This is a genomic window from Labilithrix luteola (assembly GCF_001263205.1).
GTDB classification, from domain to species: Bacteria; Myxococcota_A; Polyangia; order Polyangiales; family Polyangiaceae; genus Labilithrix; species Labilithrix luteola.
Genome location: NZ_CP012333.1, coordinates 1,058,952 through 1,073,718, shown reverse-complemented (window position 1 = coordinate 1,073,718; position 14,767 = coordinate 1,058,952). Strand labels below are relative to the sequence as shown.

The 14,767-nt window shown below is 66.1% G+C and carries 15 protein-coding genes; 9 read left to right on the top strand and 6 right to left on the bottom strand.

What is annotated here, in order from left to right:
• Positions 1 to 114: 114 nt before the first annotated feature.
• The 3 genes from AKJ09_RS04870 to AKJ09_RS04860 are packed head-to-tail and all read left to right on the top strand — an operon-like array spanning position 115 to position 3,067.
• Complete coding sequence (locus tag AKJ09_RS04870; RefSeq protein WP_146646011.1) at positions 115 to 576, top strand: PH domain-containing protein; 462 nt, start codon at positions 115 to 117, stop codon at positions 574 to 576.
• Between the two features lie 8 nt (positions 577 to 584).
• A complete protein-coding gene (gene xseA, locus AKJ09_RS04865) occupies positions 585 to 2,189 on the top strand; it encodes an exodeoxyribonuclease VII large subunit (protein WP_146646010.1) in 1,605 nt (534 codons plus the stop codon).
• Complete coding sequence (locus AKJ09_RS04860) at positions 2,186 to 3,067, top strand: shikimate dehydrogenase (protein WP_146646009.1); 882 nt, start codon at positions 2,186 to 2,188, stop codon at positions 3,065 to 3,067. The genes xseA and AKJ09_RS04860 overlap by 4 nt, the downstream gene beginning before the upstream one ends.
• Here AKJ09_RS04860 and AKJ09_RS04855 read toward each other — a convergent pair whose 3' ends face one another.
• Positions 3,068 to 3,700 carry a DUF1287 domain-containing protein gene (locus tag AKJ09_RS04855; protein WP_146646008.1) on the bottom strand — a complete coding sequence of 211 codons (633 nt, stop codon included), beginning with the start codon at positions 3,698 to 3,700 and terminating at the stop codon, positions 3,068 to 3,070. It abuts the gene before it with no gap.
• Between the two features lie 155 nt (positions 3,701 to 3,855).
• Between AKJ09_RS04855 and AKJ09_RS04850 the strand changes: the two genes are divergently transcribed.
• The 4 genes from AKJ09_RS04850 (at position 3,856) to AKJ09_RS04835 (ending at position 7,336) form a co-directional block, all read left to right on the top strand.
• Positions 3,856 to 4,827 carry a sensor histidine kinase gene (locus AKJ09_RS04850; protein WP_146646007.1) on the top strand — a complete coding sequence of 324 codons (972 nt, stop codon included), beginning with the start codon at positions 3,856 to 3,858 and terminating at the stop codon, positions 4,825 to 4,827.
• Positions 4,828 to 5,110: 283 nt separating this feature from the next.
• Positions 5,111 to 5,965, top strand: a complete 855-nt coding sequence (locus AKJ09_RS04845; RefSeq protein ID WP_169927261.1) for an outer membrane beta-barrel protein — start codon at positions 5,111 to 5,113, stop codon at positions 5,963 to 5,965.
• Positions 5,966 to 6,058: 93 nt separating this feature from the next.
• On the top strand, positions 6,059 to 6,826 hold the full coding sequence (locus AKJ09_RS04840; RefSeq protein WP_275936609.1) for a response regulator transcription factor: 768 nt from the start codon (positions 6,059 to 6,061) through the stop codon (positions 6,824 to 6,826).
• A gap of 42 nt (positions 6,827 to 6,868) precedes the next feature.
• Positions 6,869 to 7,336, top strand: coding sequence for a DUF3293 domain-containing protein (locus AKJ09_RS04835; protein ID WP_146646005.1), 468 nt, complete (start codon positions 6,869 to 6,871; stop codon positions 7,334 to 7,336).
• Positions 7,337 to 7,478: 142 nt separating this feature from the next.
• Here AKJ09_RS04835 and AKJ09_RS04830 read toward each other — a convergent pair whose 3' ends face one another.
• The 5 genes from AKJ09_RS04830 to AKJ09_RS04810 all read right to left on the bottom strand — a co-directional run bounded on the left by AKJ09_RS04830 (position 7,479) and on the right by AKJ09_RS04810 (position 12,852).
• Positions 7,479 to 8,738, bottom strand: coding sequence for a hypothetical protein (locus tag AKJ09_RS04830; RefSeq protein ID WP_146646004.1), 1,260 nt, complete (start codon positions 8,736 to 8,738; stop codon positions 7,479 to 7,481).
• Between the two features lie 42 nt (positions 8,739 to 8,780).
• Positions 8,781 to 10,382 (bottom strand): caspase family protein, encoded by a 1,602-nt coding sequence (locus AKJ09_RS04825; RefSeq protein ID WP_146646003.1) that lies wholly within the window; start codon positions 10,380 to 10,382, stop codon positions 8,781 to 8,783.
• Positions 10,379 to 11,155: a hypothetical protein gene (locus tag AKJ09_RS04820; RefSeq protein WP_146646002.1), complete on the bottom strand. Its 777-nt coding sequence runs from the start codon at positions 11,153 to 11,155 to the stop codon at positions 10,379 to 10,381. The genes AKJ09_RS04825 and AKJ09_RS04820 overlap by 4 nt, the downstream gene beginning before the upstream one ends.
• Positions 11,152 to 11,706 (bottom strand): RNA polymerase sigma factor, encoded by a 555-nt coding sequence (locus AKJ09_RS04815; protein ID WP_146646001.1) that lies wholly within the window; start codon positions 11,704 to 11,706, stop codon positions 11,152 to 11,154. The genes AKJ09_RS04820 and AKJ09_RS04815 overlap by 4 nt, the downstream gene beginning before the upstream one ends.
• 171 nt (positions 11,707 to 11,877) lie before the next feature.
• On the bottom strand, positions 11,878 to 12,852 hold the full coding sequence (locus AKJ09_RS04810; RefSeq protein ID WP_146646000.1) for a formylglycine-generating enzyme family protein: 975 nt from the start codon (positions 12,850 to 12,852) through the stop codon (positions 11,878 to 11,880).
• A gap of 145 nt (positions 12,853 to 12,997) precedes the next feature.
• On the opposite strand from AKJ09_RS04810, the gene AKJ09_RS04805 reads away from it, so the two are divergent.
• A complete protein-coding gene (locus AKJ09_RS04805) occupies positions 12,998 to 14,020 on the top strand; it encodes an ABC transporter ATP-binding protein (RefSeq protein WP_146645999.1) in 1,023 nt (340 codons plus the stop codon).
• Positions 14,017 to 14,766, top strand: coding sequence for an ABC transporter permease (locus tag AKJ09_RS04800; protein ID WP_146645998.1), 750 nt, complete (start codon positions 14,017 to 14,019; stop codon positions 14,764 to 14,766). The genes AKJ09_RS04805 and AKJ09_RS04800 overlap by 4 nt, the downstream gene beginning before the upstream one ends.
• The last annotated feature ends 1 nt before the right edge of the window (position 14,767 follow it).

The window sequence follows — 14,767 nt, the reverse complement described above, 5'->3', positions numbered from 1 at the left end:
GAGGCGTCGATCGATAACCCGGATGGCCGGTGCTTGCTAGGGGACACGACCTAGGCCCTCCTCTCCTGTGCGGGGTCTCCAAGGAGGGGGGCCGGACGTGGTAGCCTTTTGCCCATGAATCAAGTGCCGCTGCCGAAGGAAGGGATCATGCCCGGCGCATCGGGAGCGGAAGAGCTCCTCTATGCGGGCCGGCCGGCCCTCGTGCCGGGCTTCGGTGCGGCCCTGCTCGCGGTGGTCACCCTGGGGATCTCGCTCCTCGTGGGTTGGTTCCGTACCCGAGGCGTGCAGTACAAGATCACGAGTCAGCGGATCGTCATCGAGCGCGGCGTGTTTTCGAAGCGTATGGAGCAGATCGACCTCTACCGCGTGGTGGACTACGTGGTGGAGCGCCCGTTCGGCCAGCGCGTCATGGGCACGGGCAACCTGGTGCTCGAGTCGATGGACAAGACCTCGCCCCAGATCCGCATCGAGAACATCAAGACCGACGTGATGGCCCTCTACGAACGCCTGCGCTTCGCGACCGAGCAAGAAAAGCGCCGTCGCGGTGTGCGCGTGGTCGACAACGAGCGAGTCTGAGACGCGCCATGGCGGAACGTCGTCCTCGCCCGGGCGAGACCCTGAGCTTCGACTTCACGACGCCGGCTCCGCCGCCGGCGGTGCCCGCGAAGGAAGTGCCAAAGGCGCCCGAGCCGACGTTCGTGCCCGAGCCTGAGCCTGATTTCCGTCCGGCGCCTTCTTCCGAGCGCGAGCGCGCGCCCGAGTCGCTTCCGCCGGTCTCGGTGTCCGTGGCGTCGACTCCTGCGGGGGTCGTCCCGGCGCCGGCAGCCGCGAAGCAAGAGCCGAAGATCTTCACGGTCGCGCAGCTCGGGCGCGTGCTCGGTCGCGCGCTCGATCGCTCGTTCGCGTCGGCCGTGTGGGTCGAGGGCGAGGTGAGTGGCGCGCGTCCGGCACCTAGCGGCCACATCTACTTCTCGCTCAAAGACGAAGAAGAAGAGGCCACGATCGACGTCGTCCTCTATCGCGCGAGCATGACGCCCCGCGCACGAACGCTCATCAAAGACGGCGCGCGCCTGCGTGTTCGCGGCAAGCCCACGTTCTGGTCGCCGCGCGGTCGCTTGCAGTTCGTGGGCGACCGCGTCGAGCCGACGGGCAAGGGCGCGCTCCTCGAGGCGCTCGAGAAGCTCAAAGCGAAGCTCAAAGAAGAAGGGCTCTTCGCGCCCGAGCGAAAGCGGCCTCTGCCGCACGAGCCGCGGACGATCGGCGTCGTCACGAGCTCGGCCGGCGCCGTCATCCACGACATCTGCAAGGTCGCCTTCCGCCGAGGCGGCGCGAACATCCTCCTCGCGCCCGCGCAGGTCCAGGGCTACGGCGCTGCGGAGTCGATCCGAAAGGCGCTTCGCACCTTGCAGCGCGTACCCGACGTCGACGTCATCATCGTCGGACGCGGCGGCGGCTCGCAAGACGACCTCCTCGCCTTCCACGACGAACAGCTCGTGCGCGACGTGGCGGCGTGTCGGGTGCCCGTCGTCAGCGCCGTCGGTCACGAGGTCGACGTCACGCTCGTCGACTTCGCCGCCGACGCCCGCGCCGCAACGCCCTCGCAAGCAGCCGAGATGGTCGTGCCCGATCGGCTCGCGCAGAAGCGATTGCTCGAAGAGCGCACCATGCGCTTGCGACGCGCGATGCATGCGCGCCTCGCGGAAGATCGCGTGCATGCGACGAAGCTCGCCAAGGCCTTCGGCGACCCGCGCCTGCTCATCGCAAGCGCCCAACAACGTATCGACGACCGCGTCGCGCGGCTCTCGCGCATCATGAATCGCCGTCTCGCGACCGAGCGCGACACGGTTCATCGCCTCTCGGCGCGCCTTGGGGCCGCCCACCCGCGCGAGCGCATCGCGCGCGACGAGGCCAAACTCGGCGAGCTCCGCGGTCGTCTCTTCGAGGTGACGCGACGCAAGCTGTCGGCGCGTCGTGCCGAGCTCGGTCAGCTCGGTGGCCGCCTCGATGCGATGAGCCCGCTCAAGGTCTTGGCGCGCGGCTACGCCATCGCCACGCGCACGAGCGACGGCCACGCGGTCCGCGACGCGAAGGAGGTGAACGTGGGCGACCGCGTGAACGTTCGCGTGGCACGAGGTGCTTTCGAAGCCGAAGTCACGGCCGTCGTACCGAAGAAGGACCAGGACGAATGACGCCGCTGCGCTTCGCCCTCATCGGCTCCCCCGTGGCGCATTCGAAGAGTCCGTCCATGCACGGCGCGGCCTACGCGGCCTTCGACCTCCCTCACTCGTACGAGAAGCTCGAGACGAGCGAGGCCGATGTCGCCGCGCGCATCGAGTCGCTCCGCCAAGGTGACTTCGCGGGGCTCAACGTGACCGTCCCGCACAAGCTTCGCGCGCTCGCTCTGGCCGACGAGGTCGACGAATCTGCGCGCCTCGCCGGGGCGGCCAACACGCTCGCGCGTCGAGATGGGCGCGTGGTCGCCTACAACACCGATATGCCGGCACTGGCGCTGGAGCTCGCAAGGCTGTCCGGTTCGAAGGAGCACTTTCGCGGGACCACCGCCATCGTCCTCGGTACCGGAGGTGCGGCCCGAGCGGCCATCACGGCGCTCGCCACCGAGCTCCACGTCGCGCGCATCGTCGTTCGCGCGCGCGCGTTCGAAGACGTAGCTCGGACCAAGGCGTTCCTCGACGAGATGACGCGTGCGCTGGAGTCGTCGGGCAAGCAGGGGCCGCAGCTCGTCGCCGAACCGCTCGCCGCGCCTGAGCGCGAAGCTTCGGATCTCTCGGCGATCGTCCAGACCACGAGCTGCGGAATGACGGGCGCCGCTCCCGGCGAGGTGGTCTCCGACGCCATCCGGTGGGACAGCGTTCCTTCCAGTGCCGTCGCGCTCGATGCCGTCTACGCGCCGCTCGAGACGCCGTTTCTCGTATGCGCCAAGGCGCGAGGGCTGCGTAGCGACCACGGGCTCGGGATGCTCGCACGTCAGGGCGCACTCGCCTTCGAGCATTGGCTCGGTCTCCCCGCGCCGTACGAGATCATGCTCGGCGCGATCGCTCCGAAGTAGTCACCGCGCTGCGCGGAAATGGCCGAGCACCGTCCAGGCGTCGAGCTGGTCGTCTTCGCTCGGCATGGGGCCGATGTTGTGGATGACGAGCGGCAGGCCGCGCGGGCCTTTCCGATCGCTCACGATGCCGACGTGATCGGGATTGCAGGCGGGGCAGGGCCGAAAAGCCCACACGATGACGTCGCCGGGTTCCCAGGCCGAGGGATCGTCGAAGCTCTTCGTGAGCGACGTCGCGTGCGCACGCAGATACGCAAGCATGGGCGAGACGCGTCGATGATCGATGTTCGCATCGGCGCGCTTGACGGTGGTGTAGGCGTCGGGCCGCCGCCGGATGTCTTCGTGGATGCGCGACTGCAGGTCGATGCCCACGCTGCGGAGCGACCGAATCACCACGTCGGTACAGACGCCTCGCTCGGGGGCCACATCGCCGTTCGGATAGCTGATCGACACGTACGCCGGGTCGTAGGTCACCTTGCGGTCGACCTCGAGTCGGGCACGGCGCACGATGCGCATCTCGGATGCTCCGGCTTCCGGTTCGGCGAAGGCGGCCCGTGCCGGAACCGGGCCAACGAGGAGAACGGAGAGAAAGGCCGCCACCAAAACCACGAAGAGACGAACGGAACGCTTGGCCACGTCTCCCCGTCGGCCGGCGAGAGAAATTCGTGACGTCTACCGGGGCTTTTTTTCGAGCGATCCCTCCCGGTGCCCCGATTTGCCGGGTTTTGTAGTGGGCGCAAGCCGCAGCGCAGGAGGACGCGCCCTCGAGGAGTGCTAAAGGTCGGAGGCGAATGGTCTCGAGCGAGCGGCCCTCCAGCGAAACGATCCGCCAGGTTGCGGCCAAGAACCTCCAACGGCTCGGCTACCGCCGAATCGTCCAGCTTCTCGTCTACCTCGTCATCATTCCCACGGTTCTGCTCCTCTCGATCGGCATCATCCTGATGTTCCTCGAAGGGCGCATCAACCTGCTATTCGGCATTCTCACGGTCAGCTTCGTCTCCGTCGTCGTCACCGGCGTCGTTCTCGTCTTGGTGTTCGTTCGTCGCGAGGCGAACCTCTCCGAACTGCAGGCAGACTTCGTGTCGAAGGTGAGTCACGAGCTGCGTACGCCGCTCACCGCGATCCGGCTCTTTGCCGAGACGCTGCAACGTCCCGACGCCGACGCGGCCACGCGTGACAAGTGCTCCACGCTCCTCGTCTCCGAGTCCGAGCGCCTCTCGAAGCTCATCGAGCGCCTTCTCGCCTGGGGGCGCATGGAGGCAGGCCGCAAGATCTACGAGCTCCGGCGCGAGCGGCCGAAGGACATCATCGACGACGCCGTGCGTGCGTTCGCCCCGCAACGAGCGCTCCAAGATGCCGTGAAGTTCGAGGTCCACGTCGACGATGCACTTCCCGCCGTCGCCGTCGACCGAGCGGCCATCGTCGACGCGATCGTGAACTTGCTCTCGAACGCGCAGAAGTACGGCGGAGACCCGCCGGTCGTTCATCTCCGTGCTTCGACCACGCCCAAGGGTGACGTGGCGATCTCCGTGAGCGACAACGGCGAGGGAATTCCGCTCCCCGAACATCGTCGCATCTTCGAGAAGTTCTACCGGATCGACGACCGGCTTTCGCGCACCAAGGAAGGCTCCGGGCTCGGTCTCGCCATCGTGAAACACGTTGCTCGAGCGCATCGCGCGCGTGTGACGGTCGAGAGTGCGCCGGGGCGCGGATCGACGTTCTCGCTCGTTTTGCCTCGCGCACCGAAGCCCGTTTCCGCTTGAGATACGCGTTTCGTTCGTGATGCGCGGGCGTGCGTGGGCGCACGCCGTCCGTGTGTGGTCCAGAGACGCCTCGTTCGTGCGGTCGGTTCGTGGTTGTGCCGATCATGCGCAACACGCGGCGCCGCGCCGCCGACGAAAACGCCACTGCGTACGCCACGCGAATGCGGACGGCAGGATGAGGACGTCAGGCCGATGAGCTGTCGTCACAGGCATGCCCCACGACAGCGAGCCGCACTCTTGGGCACCCACGATGCTTTCTTCGGTCGCTGCCAAAGGAGGCCTCATGAAGACCCATCGCATTGTCATCCTCTCGCTTCCCGTACTTCTCGCGTCGTCGACCGCGTTGGCGCAGGAGCAAGGCGCCGCGGGCGGGGATTCCGCAGCTCAAGGAGGCGACAAGATGGGGACGAGCGCCCCGTGCGTCCCGAAGAAGAAGACCACGACGACCAAGAAGACGACGACCACCAAGTCGACCGCAGCGACGCCGTCCACCACCACCACGTCGGGTGAAATGACGACGCCCCAAGCGACTCCGACGCCGAGCAAGGGAACCAAGTCGGGGGCCGCCGGGACGTCGGAGGCCGTCGGCACGACGTCCACGACGGCGGCGATGCAGAAGGTCGACGTCGGTACGAGCAAGAAGGACGTGCTCGGTCGCAACGAAGTGAAGGACAAGCTCAGTTTCGAGCCGCTCTTCGGCTACGGCACGAACCAGTTCAACGCCGGTATCGGCGGTCGCGTCGGCTACACGTTCGACGTGCCGGTCTACGTCGGCGGTACCTTCATGTGGTACTGGGGCGACACGGATCATACGGTCACGAACAACGCCATCATCGAGACCAAGAAGAACTTCTATTATCCGGGTGTCGAGGTCGGTTACGACTTCGGGTTCGGCCAGAACTTCTTGGTTCGTCCGTACGGCGGCGCGGGCATCCTGCTCTTCCGCGAGCGAAACTCCGTCAACGGCATTTCGGCGTCGAACACGGATAGCTCGTTCATGATCTACCCGGGCGTCACCGCGCGCTACAACCTCTCGAACCTGCCGGTGTACGTCGGCGCCGACACGCGCTTGCTCATCCCGTTCGAGAACAAGGGCGCGTCGTACCAGCTCTTTGCCGTCGCGGGCGTGAGCATGTGAGGCCCCGCGGCCAGAGGAAAACGCGCGCGGTTTCCGGCCTTTCGAGGTCTCCGAGCCGCGCGCGTTTTTCCATCCTGAAACGCTGGCGCGGGGGTGTCTCTTCGCGCTAAGTCGGATGCCGTCAATCCGGCGCGTCCGATGGTGGAACCGAAGCGCAAGACGGCAGATCTTTCCGGAAAGAGCGTTCTCGTCGTCGAGGACGATCCGAGCATCGCCATCGGCCTGCGCATCAACCTCGAGAGCGAGGGCTATGCGGTCACCGTCGCGGAAGACGGCGAGCGCGGGCTCGAGCTGGCTCGGTCGATCTCTCCGGACCTCATCGTCCTCGACGTGATGCTTCCGAAGAAGAACGGCCTCGAGGTCCTGCACGACCTTCGGGCCGAGGGCCGGACGATGCCCATCATCATCCTGTCGGCGAAGGCCGGCGAGATGGACAAGGTCGCCGGGCTCGAGCTTGGCGCCGAGGATTATGTCGCCAAGCCGTTCAGCTTGGCCGAGCTCCTCGCGCGCGTTCGGGCAGCGCTACGTCGTGGAGCTGGCGCCGCGGTCGCGCCACGCACCAAGCTCGCCATCGATGACGTCGAGGTCGACATTGCCGGGCGGAGCGTGAGGCGTGCCGGTGAGCCGATCGAGATGACCGCCACCGAGTTCGACGTTCTCGTGTGCCTGATGAACGAGCGCGGCCGTGTGCTTTCGCGCGACGACATCTTCCGGCGCGTCTGGGGGCCCAATCATCACGGCACGCCGCGCACCGTGGACAACTTCATCCAGCAGCTGCGCGCGAAGCTCGAACGCGATCCGCAGGAGCCGGTCTACATCCAGACCGTCCGCGGAGTGGGCTATCGTTTCGGCGGCGGGTGAGGGGCGTCTCCGAAGCCAAACGCGCAGAACGAAGAACGGATCATGGACCACAATCTCCTCAGGCAATACCTCTCGACCGTCTACGACATCCAGACCGCCAGCGGACCGCTCCGCGTCTCGCTGGACGGCGACCTCGTGCAAGACGTCTCGTCGCTGCCCGAGGTCCTCACGCGTCCCTTCACGATCCTCACCGCCTTCAACCCGCGGTCGATGCTCTTGCCCCGCAAGGTGAACGACTCGCGTCACACCGTCCTTCGCGACCTGCTCGTCCTCGGTTGCTACCGCGTCGAGCAGTGTGTCGGTTACGAAGAGGATCCCGAGGGCACCTGGCGCGAGCCTTCGTGGCTCGTTCACGGCATGGACCGCGAGGAAGCCATCTCCTTCGGTCGCGTGTTCCGGCAGAACACCATCGTCGTGAACAGGAACGGCCGCCCCGAGCTCATCGTGACCGACCCCACGTGCGACGAGGTCGGTCGCGGCTTCATCGGCAACTGGCGCGTCCGCGCCTGAGCGGTCGCCGTCAGAAGCGACGTCGAGAGTGGCGGCCGTGCCGACAAACGCGGCCGTACGAGCCCAACGACGCTAGGCGACGATGACGGCGCGCGGCGACTTGGTCGAGCGGCCGGCTTGCAGCGGACAGCCGCTCACGGGGTCAGTGTCTCGGGGCAAAGGCGATTCGATTGTTTTCGTTCCAGTACACCCGCTCGTCGTCAGACAACACGAAGTACGGGGCAGCCGTCGCGAACCGCCGAGCGATGGAGCCCGCCTTGGGCACCGGCACGCCGTAGATTCCGCCGGTCTTCACGTAGTAGATCGCCCCTGCACCAACGGTGAAGCTCCCGCGGAGGCCCCACGTGTAGTCGTGCGGGACGTCCGTCAGTATGTCTGCGAGTTCGGCGAAGGTTGTCGGAGTTCCGCCGTCGAGGTCGACGGAGCTTGGAGCGCGATAGTCGGCCGAATAGTAAAGGCGATTCTCGAAGAGAAGGAGCGCGGAAGGGGATGTCAGGCCCCCGACGAGCACGCGCGCGTCCGTTCCGTCGACGTTCATTCGACGGACCGAACCTTTTCGCGATGGCGAGCCGTACGCTGCGTCGATCCAGTAAAGAACTCCGTCGTGGGCGACGATGCCACGAGGCCTATCGGCTTCGGCGGACAAGATGACCAGTGAAGACGGGTCGAGTGTCTTGTCGATGCGGCCAATCTTGTTATCCATTTCGGCGGTGAAATAGTAATACCTGTCATCGCCCGTGATCGAGGACACCATCTGAATGCCCGATTCCGATGGAAGCGAATACTGAATGCCATGTTGCGGAATCGCGCCATCGGAGCCCGCATCGACGCTCGGAGCCGTGTCGATGATTGAGATGGTCGCCGCGGAGCCTCCAGGGATGACGAGCTTGGTTCCGTCGAAGTGCATTCGACAGACACCGTCCTGAACTCGAAACCCAACCCGAAGCTTGCCCGTCCAGGGGCCAGGAACCGCCTCGAGCGTTACCGGTTCGGCAACACCACCCGCTTTGGGAATGCTGAAAATCGGAGCGACCCCAATAGCCGGAACATCCCAATAAAGCCTGTCTCCGACGATTCCCATACACCCCGCATTGGCTTGGGCGAGGACCGTTGCGTTGGGGTCCAGGGGCAGCGATGCATCTTCCTCGACACCGCCGTCACCTGTGTCCGCGTCGACATCGGCATCGGTATCGGCATCGCCTTGAGAAAGCCCATCATCCGTGGATGGGCATTTCACTCCGTCGGCGACGCAAATGTTCTTCGATGCGCAACACGTCCAGCCGGAAGCACACGGACATGGTTTGTTCTCGAGGCCGACGTTCAGGTCACAGGCGGCCCCTGCAGCCGTGAGCCCGGCGAGTCCGGCGAGAGCGGCCGCGAAGATGGGAATCGTTCGGTTCATGAATTCGAAACGATTGGCGACGAGATCTTGGATGAATCGAAGTCAGAAAGAATGCGAATACCCAACGTAACCACCCGATGGCAACGCCACGGCCTGGACGTTCCGCGCCTGCGGCCAGAGCAACAGCAAAGCTCCGGCCGCGGCGACCGCACCGCCGCCCACCAAGGAGATTGTCGCCGCCGTCTCTTCGCGCGACACGCGCCGGCTGCGCTCGAAGGCATCGGCGTTGGATTCACGGTCGGGCGCTCGCGTCGCGACGCCGTGTGCGTCGAGGGCGAAGTACGTTCCTAGGCCCAGGCCGACGGCGCCCACGCCGAGCGCGACGACGCCCAGCGTTCGACGCGGGCTCCACGGTGTGTTCGGCGTTGCAGGGCCGTCGTCGCGGAGAGGAGCCGCCGGGGCGAGCGCAAATTCGTCGACGGCGCGGCTGTCGAAGGGCAGGGCGAAGAGTCGTGCAAACGCCTCGTGGGCGGCACCACGCATGCGCACGAGGGGCGCTCGCGGCGAGAGCTCGGCGAGTGCGACTTGGGGCCGTGCAGGTTCGAGCTCGTATTCCGCTTCGTCTTCGGGACGTCGCAGAAAGAGCGTCCTGTCGGGACGGACGAGGACGACGTCCTGTCCGGCCGCGTTGTTGAGATCGGCGAGGCGGATACCGTCGGCGTCTTCGAGGACGTAATGACCGGCGTGCGAGCCGTCGATGAGAACGCGTCGCGAGAGTGCGCGTCGAATGTCGACGAAGACCTCGCTGTCCTTGGGAGGACGCGCATGGATGTCGGGCCGGTATCGTTCGTTTGGAACGGCGGCATTCGCGCGCGCGACGAACGCGCCGATCTCTCGATAGGTGACGATGCCGTCGCCGTTCATGTCGGCCGCGCCGTAGAGTCCGGAGCGGACCTCGTGGCTGAAAACGCCGCTCTGGAAGGCCTCCCATTCGTGGCTCTCGCGCGCCGACGAGGTCGACAACAGCATTCCAACGCGCGGATCGTCTTCGAGGGAGCGGACGCGGAACTCTTCGAGCGGCCGGCGCTGTCCGCCCGGACCCCGGCTGTAGGCGACGAGGTACGAGGCGCAGGCGTCGACGACGAGATGGACTCGGGTGGCGTTGATCCCGCTGACGATACGCGCAAGGGCCGCGCCCGTGATGCGTCCGTCTTCGAGCGTGATGTACCCTTCGCCGTCACGAACGTTCCCGTGTCCCGCGTATACGATGTACACGGTGGTCTCGAGGGAGCGGCTTCGGGCCTGCGCGACCGCGGCGCTCAGCTGGGCCACGGCGCGTTCCAAATTGGCGATTCGCGGCTCCTCCGCTTCGGCGGCTGCCTGCGAATGAAGACGTCGCGTGTTCTCGTCGAGACGCGTGAGGAGTGTGGTTCGTGCGCCGAGGAGGCGGAAGAGGTCGAAGTAGCGTGCGGCGTCGTCGTCTGCGTACTTGAGTGGGGCCAGCTCCGAATCGACGGATTGATTCGAGCCGATGACGAGCGCGAAGGTTGCCGAAGCCGACGTGCTCGGAGCACTGACTCGCGGGCCAGATCGTGGGTCGGGCTCTGTTCGAGACTGCGCCCACGATGAGGAGAGGGGCAGAACCGCGAGCCCGAAAGCCAGGGCGAGGGAGCGTACGAATGCGCGTTTCGTGCGGCTCTTCACGGCACCACCTGGAGCGTCTGGACTTGTTCGAATCCGGTCGGAAGGTCGAGGCGATGTTCGGCAATCATGGTCTCGACTTCGCGTACCGACAGTGGTGAATCGAGGAAGAGTGCGTGGATCTCCAGCTTGCGGCCGACGATCGGATGCGCGATTGCCTCACGCAGCTCGTGCGTGCCGGGTGTGCTGTCGATGCCAATCGAGAAGGGATTGTCGCGCGCATCGGTCCAGGCAGGGAAATACCAATAGACGTGACCGAGCTCGTCGACCCCGAAGATCATGAGATTTTGCTTTTGCCCTTGGTTTTCGTAGGCAAAGACCAGCTCGTCGTCACGATGGATCTCGCGCGTCACCGGAATGGGGGATCCTCCAGCTACGACACGATGAACGTAGACCGCGCCCTTCGTCGGAGACGGGGCTTCGGGGCCGAGTGTCGTCGTTTGCATCATGGGGCGACGGCCACGCGCTGCGAATCCATCTCCGCCTGATGGCAGCCTGGAGAGCAGAAGCACGAACGCGGCGGCCAGTGCCAAGGGTCCGAGGACTGCGCCCGGGACTCCCTTGATCGCACGGCCCACACCGAGGCCACGCGCCACGCGCTCCTCGCGAGCCATCGCTCGAGGATCGAGCTTCGAGAGGAGGAGATGCCGCCCATAGCGGCCACGGCATTCGCTGCACTCCACGAGGTGCTCCCGCATCGAGCGCTCGTCGGATGGGGAGTTCTTTCCGGCAAAGTGCCGGTCGACGAAGCGGCGCTGTAGACACGTCGCACTCATTTCGGCGACTCCGAATCGAGGAGGAAGCGTTCGAGCAGCGAGCGAATGCGGGCCTCTTGGTAGACGAGTGTGGTTCGGTGAATACCCAGCTCGCGGGCCGCGTCGCGCTGCGGGAGCTGCCGGAGGAAGCGCGCGTCGAAGACGCCCTCCCACTTCGGTGGCAGACATTCGCGCCGGAATCGCTCCACGAGGACCTTCGCCATCACCTCTTGTTCCAGTTCATCGACGGGGGGCGTCGCTTCGAGTGGGGCGTTCTCCGACGGGACTTCGCGCTTGCGACGTCGCAGGTTGTCGATGGCGGCGTTCGTGGCCACCTGGCTCAACCACGATCCCAGACTGCCTCCCTGGTAGCCGCGTCGAAACTCCGCGCTCGACAGGAGGCGAAAGAAGATCTCGTGCGCCACGGTTTCGGCATCGATCGGGCCGACCAGGCGCGCCGACACGCCGACGACGCGAGCGAAGTGCTCGCGATAGCACTCTTCGAGCACGCGACGTTCTCCCGCGTGGAATCGCGCGAGCCACTCGGTACCGTCGCCCACGGTGCGCATCATGCACGATTGAGAGGAGCATCGAACGAAGACATCGACAGGGAGCAAGCGCTCCCTGGGCAACGAACGAGCGGGCATGAATGGACGAACCCGCGGAGGAAAATCTTCGGCCCGCCCTGGTTCAGGACCTCCGCGACGTCCCTCGGCGACGCGGGGAACGGATGGGGTCGACGCCTACACGTCTTTCGCGCAGCGCAAGCCAGTCATCCGCAGCTTGAAGCGGGGCGGGTGGTGGATCCGGTTCGTGCTCCGAAGTCCGCCGCCGGAGTAGTTGTAGGCGCCGCCACGGATGTTCTTCTCGCACTCGTTCGGGATCGGGTTCGAGCCCGTGAAGCCTTGTTTGCCGGCTTTTCGTAGTTCGTTTTGCGCGGCGATGATCTCCTCGCACGTGCCGGGACGGCCCTCGGAGGCCGTGGCCCGGCGATAGGCGAAGGGGTCGTAATCGTCGGCCATCCACTCCCAGACGTTACCCGCGAGATCGTCATGGCCATAAGGGCCGCGGCCGGTCGGATGGGAAGCGACCTCTTCGGTCGCGTTCGTCTCGAAGACGGTGCGCTCGTGGGTGGGGGCGTCATTGCCCCACGGGAACTTCCGGCCGTCGTCGCCGCGCACGGCGCGTTCGAACTCGGCTTCGCGCGGAAGGCGCTTTCCTCTCCAAGCGCAGTACTTCTGCGCATCGAACCAGGAGACGCCGACCACGGGCTTGTTCGGGCCGCGGAAGAGGCCGCCGAAGGTCGCGAGGATGGCACCGTCGGGAGGCGTGCAGGCTTTGGCGGCGACGCACTCGTCGTAGGACGCCTGGGTGACCTCGGTGCGGTCCAAGTAGAACGGCGCGAGCGTGACCTCGTGCGCCGGGCGTTCGTCGCCCTCGCCGATCGTGTCCGAGCCCATGGTGAACTTCCCTCCGGGAACGAGGAGCATTCCCTCGGGACCTTCTTTGGGCGCGCTCGCGTCGCCCTCGTCGCCGCTCTTCATGGCGAGCGGAGGCGTCCCGGCGTCTTCCGCGGGAACGCGCGCGGCCTCGGCATCGACGCCGTTCACGTTCCCCGCCCCCGGCGCGGTTTCGACCGGTGCGAGCGCCCCGTCGACGGTGCCTGCGCTCGGAATGGGGGCCGTTGCCGAATGACATGCCCCGAGAGCGAAGAGCACGAAAGATAAGCCTGTCCACGGACGCACGAAGGAAATGTGCCTCGACCGGGCGCCGGATGGAACTCCTCGCGCGAAGTTCCGTGTCGGCCCCGCCGCCACCCCGTGGTAAGTCCGTCGCAGCCGGCTTTCGAGCCCCGAGTACGCCGTGATTTCCGTCAAAAACCTCACCAAGCGCTACGGCTCGTACCCTGCGAGCCGGGGCAAGCTCGCGGTCGACGATCTCTCCTTCTCGGTCGACAAGGGCGAGGTCGTCGGCTTCCTGGGACCCAACGGCGCAGGCAAGAGCACGACCCTCCGCATCCTCGCCGGCTTCCTCGGCATGACCTCCGGCACGGTGGAGGTCGCCGGTCACGACATCCGGCAAGAGAGCTTCGCGGCGCGCGCCCGGATTGGATACATGCCCGAGGCGGTTCCTCTCTACGAGGAGATGCGCGTCATCGAGTACCTGACGTTCCGCGCCGAGCTCAAACGCGTGGCACGCGCCGACCGGAAGGCCTTCGTCGACGAGGCGATGAAGAAGGCGAACGTCGACGACGTCGCGAACGTCCTCATCGGCAACCTCTCCAAGGGCTATCGCCAGCGTGTTGGCCTGGCCGACGCGCTCGTCGCGAAGCCACCGCTGCTCATCCTCGACGAGCCCACCGCCGGGCTCGACCCGAACCAGATCCGCGAGGTCCGCGACGTCATCCGTGCGCTCGGCAAGGAGCACACGGTTCTGCTCTCGACGCACATTCTCAGCGAGGTCGAGGCGAGCTGCTCGCGCGTCATCGTCATCGCCAAGGGCAAGCTCGTCGCCGAGGGCACGATGGATGACCTCGCACGGAAGCGCCGCGCTGCCGGCGTGGTTCTCGTCGTCCGCGGTGACTCGTCCGCCGCGCTCGGCGCCGTTCGCTCGGCCACCGGCATCGCGAAAGCGGAGCTCGACGGCAAGTCGCCCGAGCCCGGCGTGCACGCGATCCGCGCGAGTTGGGGAAAGAAGCTCGACGAGGATGCCTCCGTCCGCGCCACCGAGGAAGCCGTCGCGGCGCTCGTGGCGGCGGGATGTTTCGTTCGCGAGGTTCGACCGGTGAAGAGCTCGCTCGAAGAAGTCTTCGCTCAGCTCACGCGAGGCGACGCAGAGGGCGAAGCGGGCGCCCGTGACGGAGACGAAGACGAGGCCGACGCATGAGAAGCTTCTGGCCCATCTACAAGCGCGAGCTGTTCGCGTTCTTCGTCACGCCGCTCGCCTGGGTGCTCATCACCGTGTTCCTGCTCGTGCAGGGCATGCACTTCTTCCTGCTCGTCGATCACTTCGCGAGCGCGGGTTCGGCGGGAAGCGATCAGACGCCGATTCAGGCCTTCTTCGGCAACACGGTTCTCCTCTATCTCGTGCTCTTCCTGCTCGTGCCGCCCATGACCATGCGCCTCTTCGCAGAAGAACGGCGGAGCGGCACCATCGAGACGCTCATGACCGCGCCCGTGTCGAGCGTGGCCGTCGTTCTCTCGAAGTACCTCGCCGTGCTCACCACGTACGCGGCCATGTGGCTGCCGACGGTGCTCTATCTCGTCATCTTGCGGCGGACGGGAGAGGTCGATTGGGGTGTGGCCGCCTCGGCGTATCTCGGCGTGTTCCTCGTGGGCGCCGGCTACCTCGCGCTCGGGCTCCTCATGAGCGCCATCACGAAGAGCCAATTCCTCGCGCTCGTCCTGACCGCCTTGGTGGTGCTCACGCTCTTCATCCTCGGCGTGGGCGAGTTCATCACGCGCGAGGGAACCTTGATGCACGACATCTGCGCGCACGTTTCCGTCTGGGCGCACATGAACGACTTCGCCTCGGGCATCGTCGATTCGCGGCGCCTCGTGTTCTACGGCTCGCTCGTGGTCCTGCCCCTGTTCGTGACGGTGCGCGCGGTCGACGCGTGGAGGTGGGGCTGAG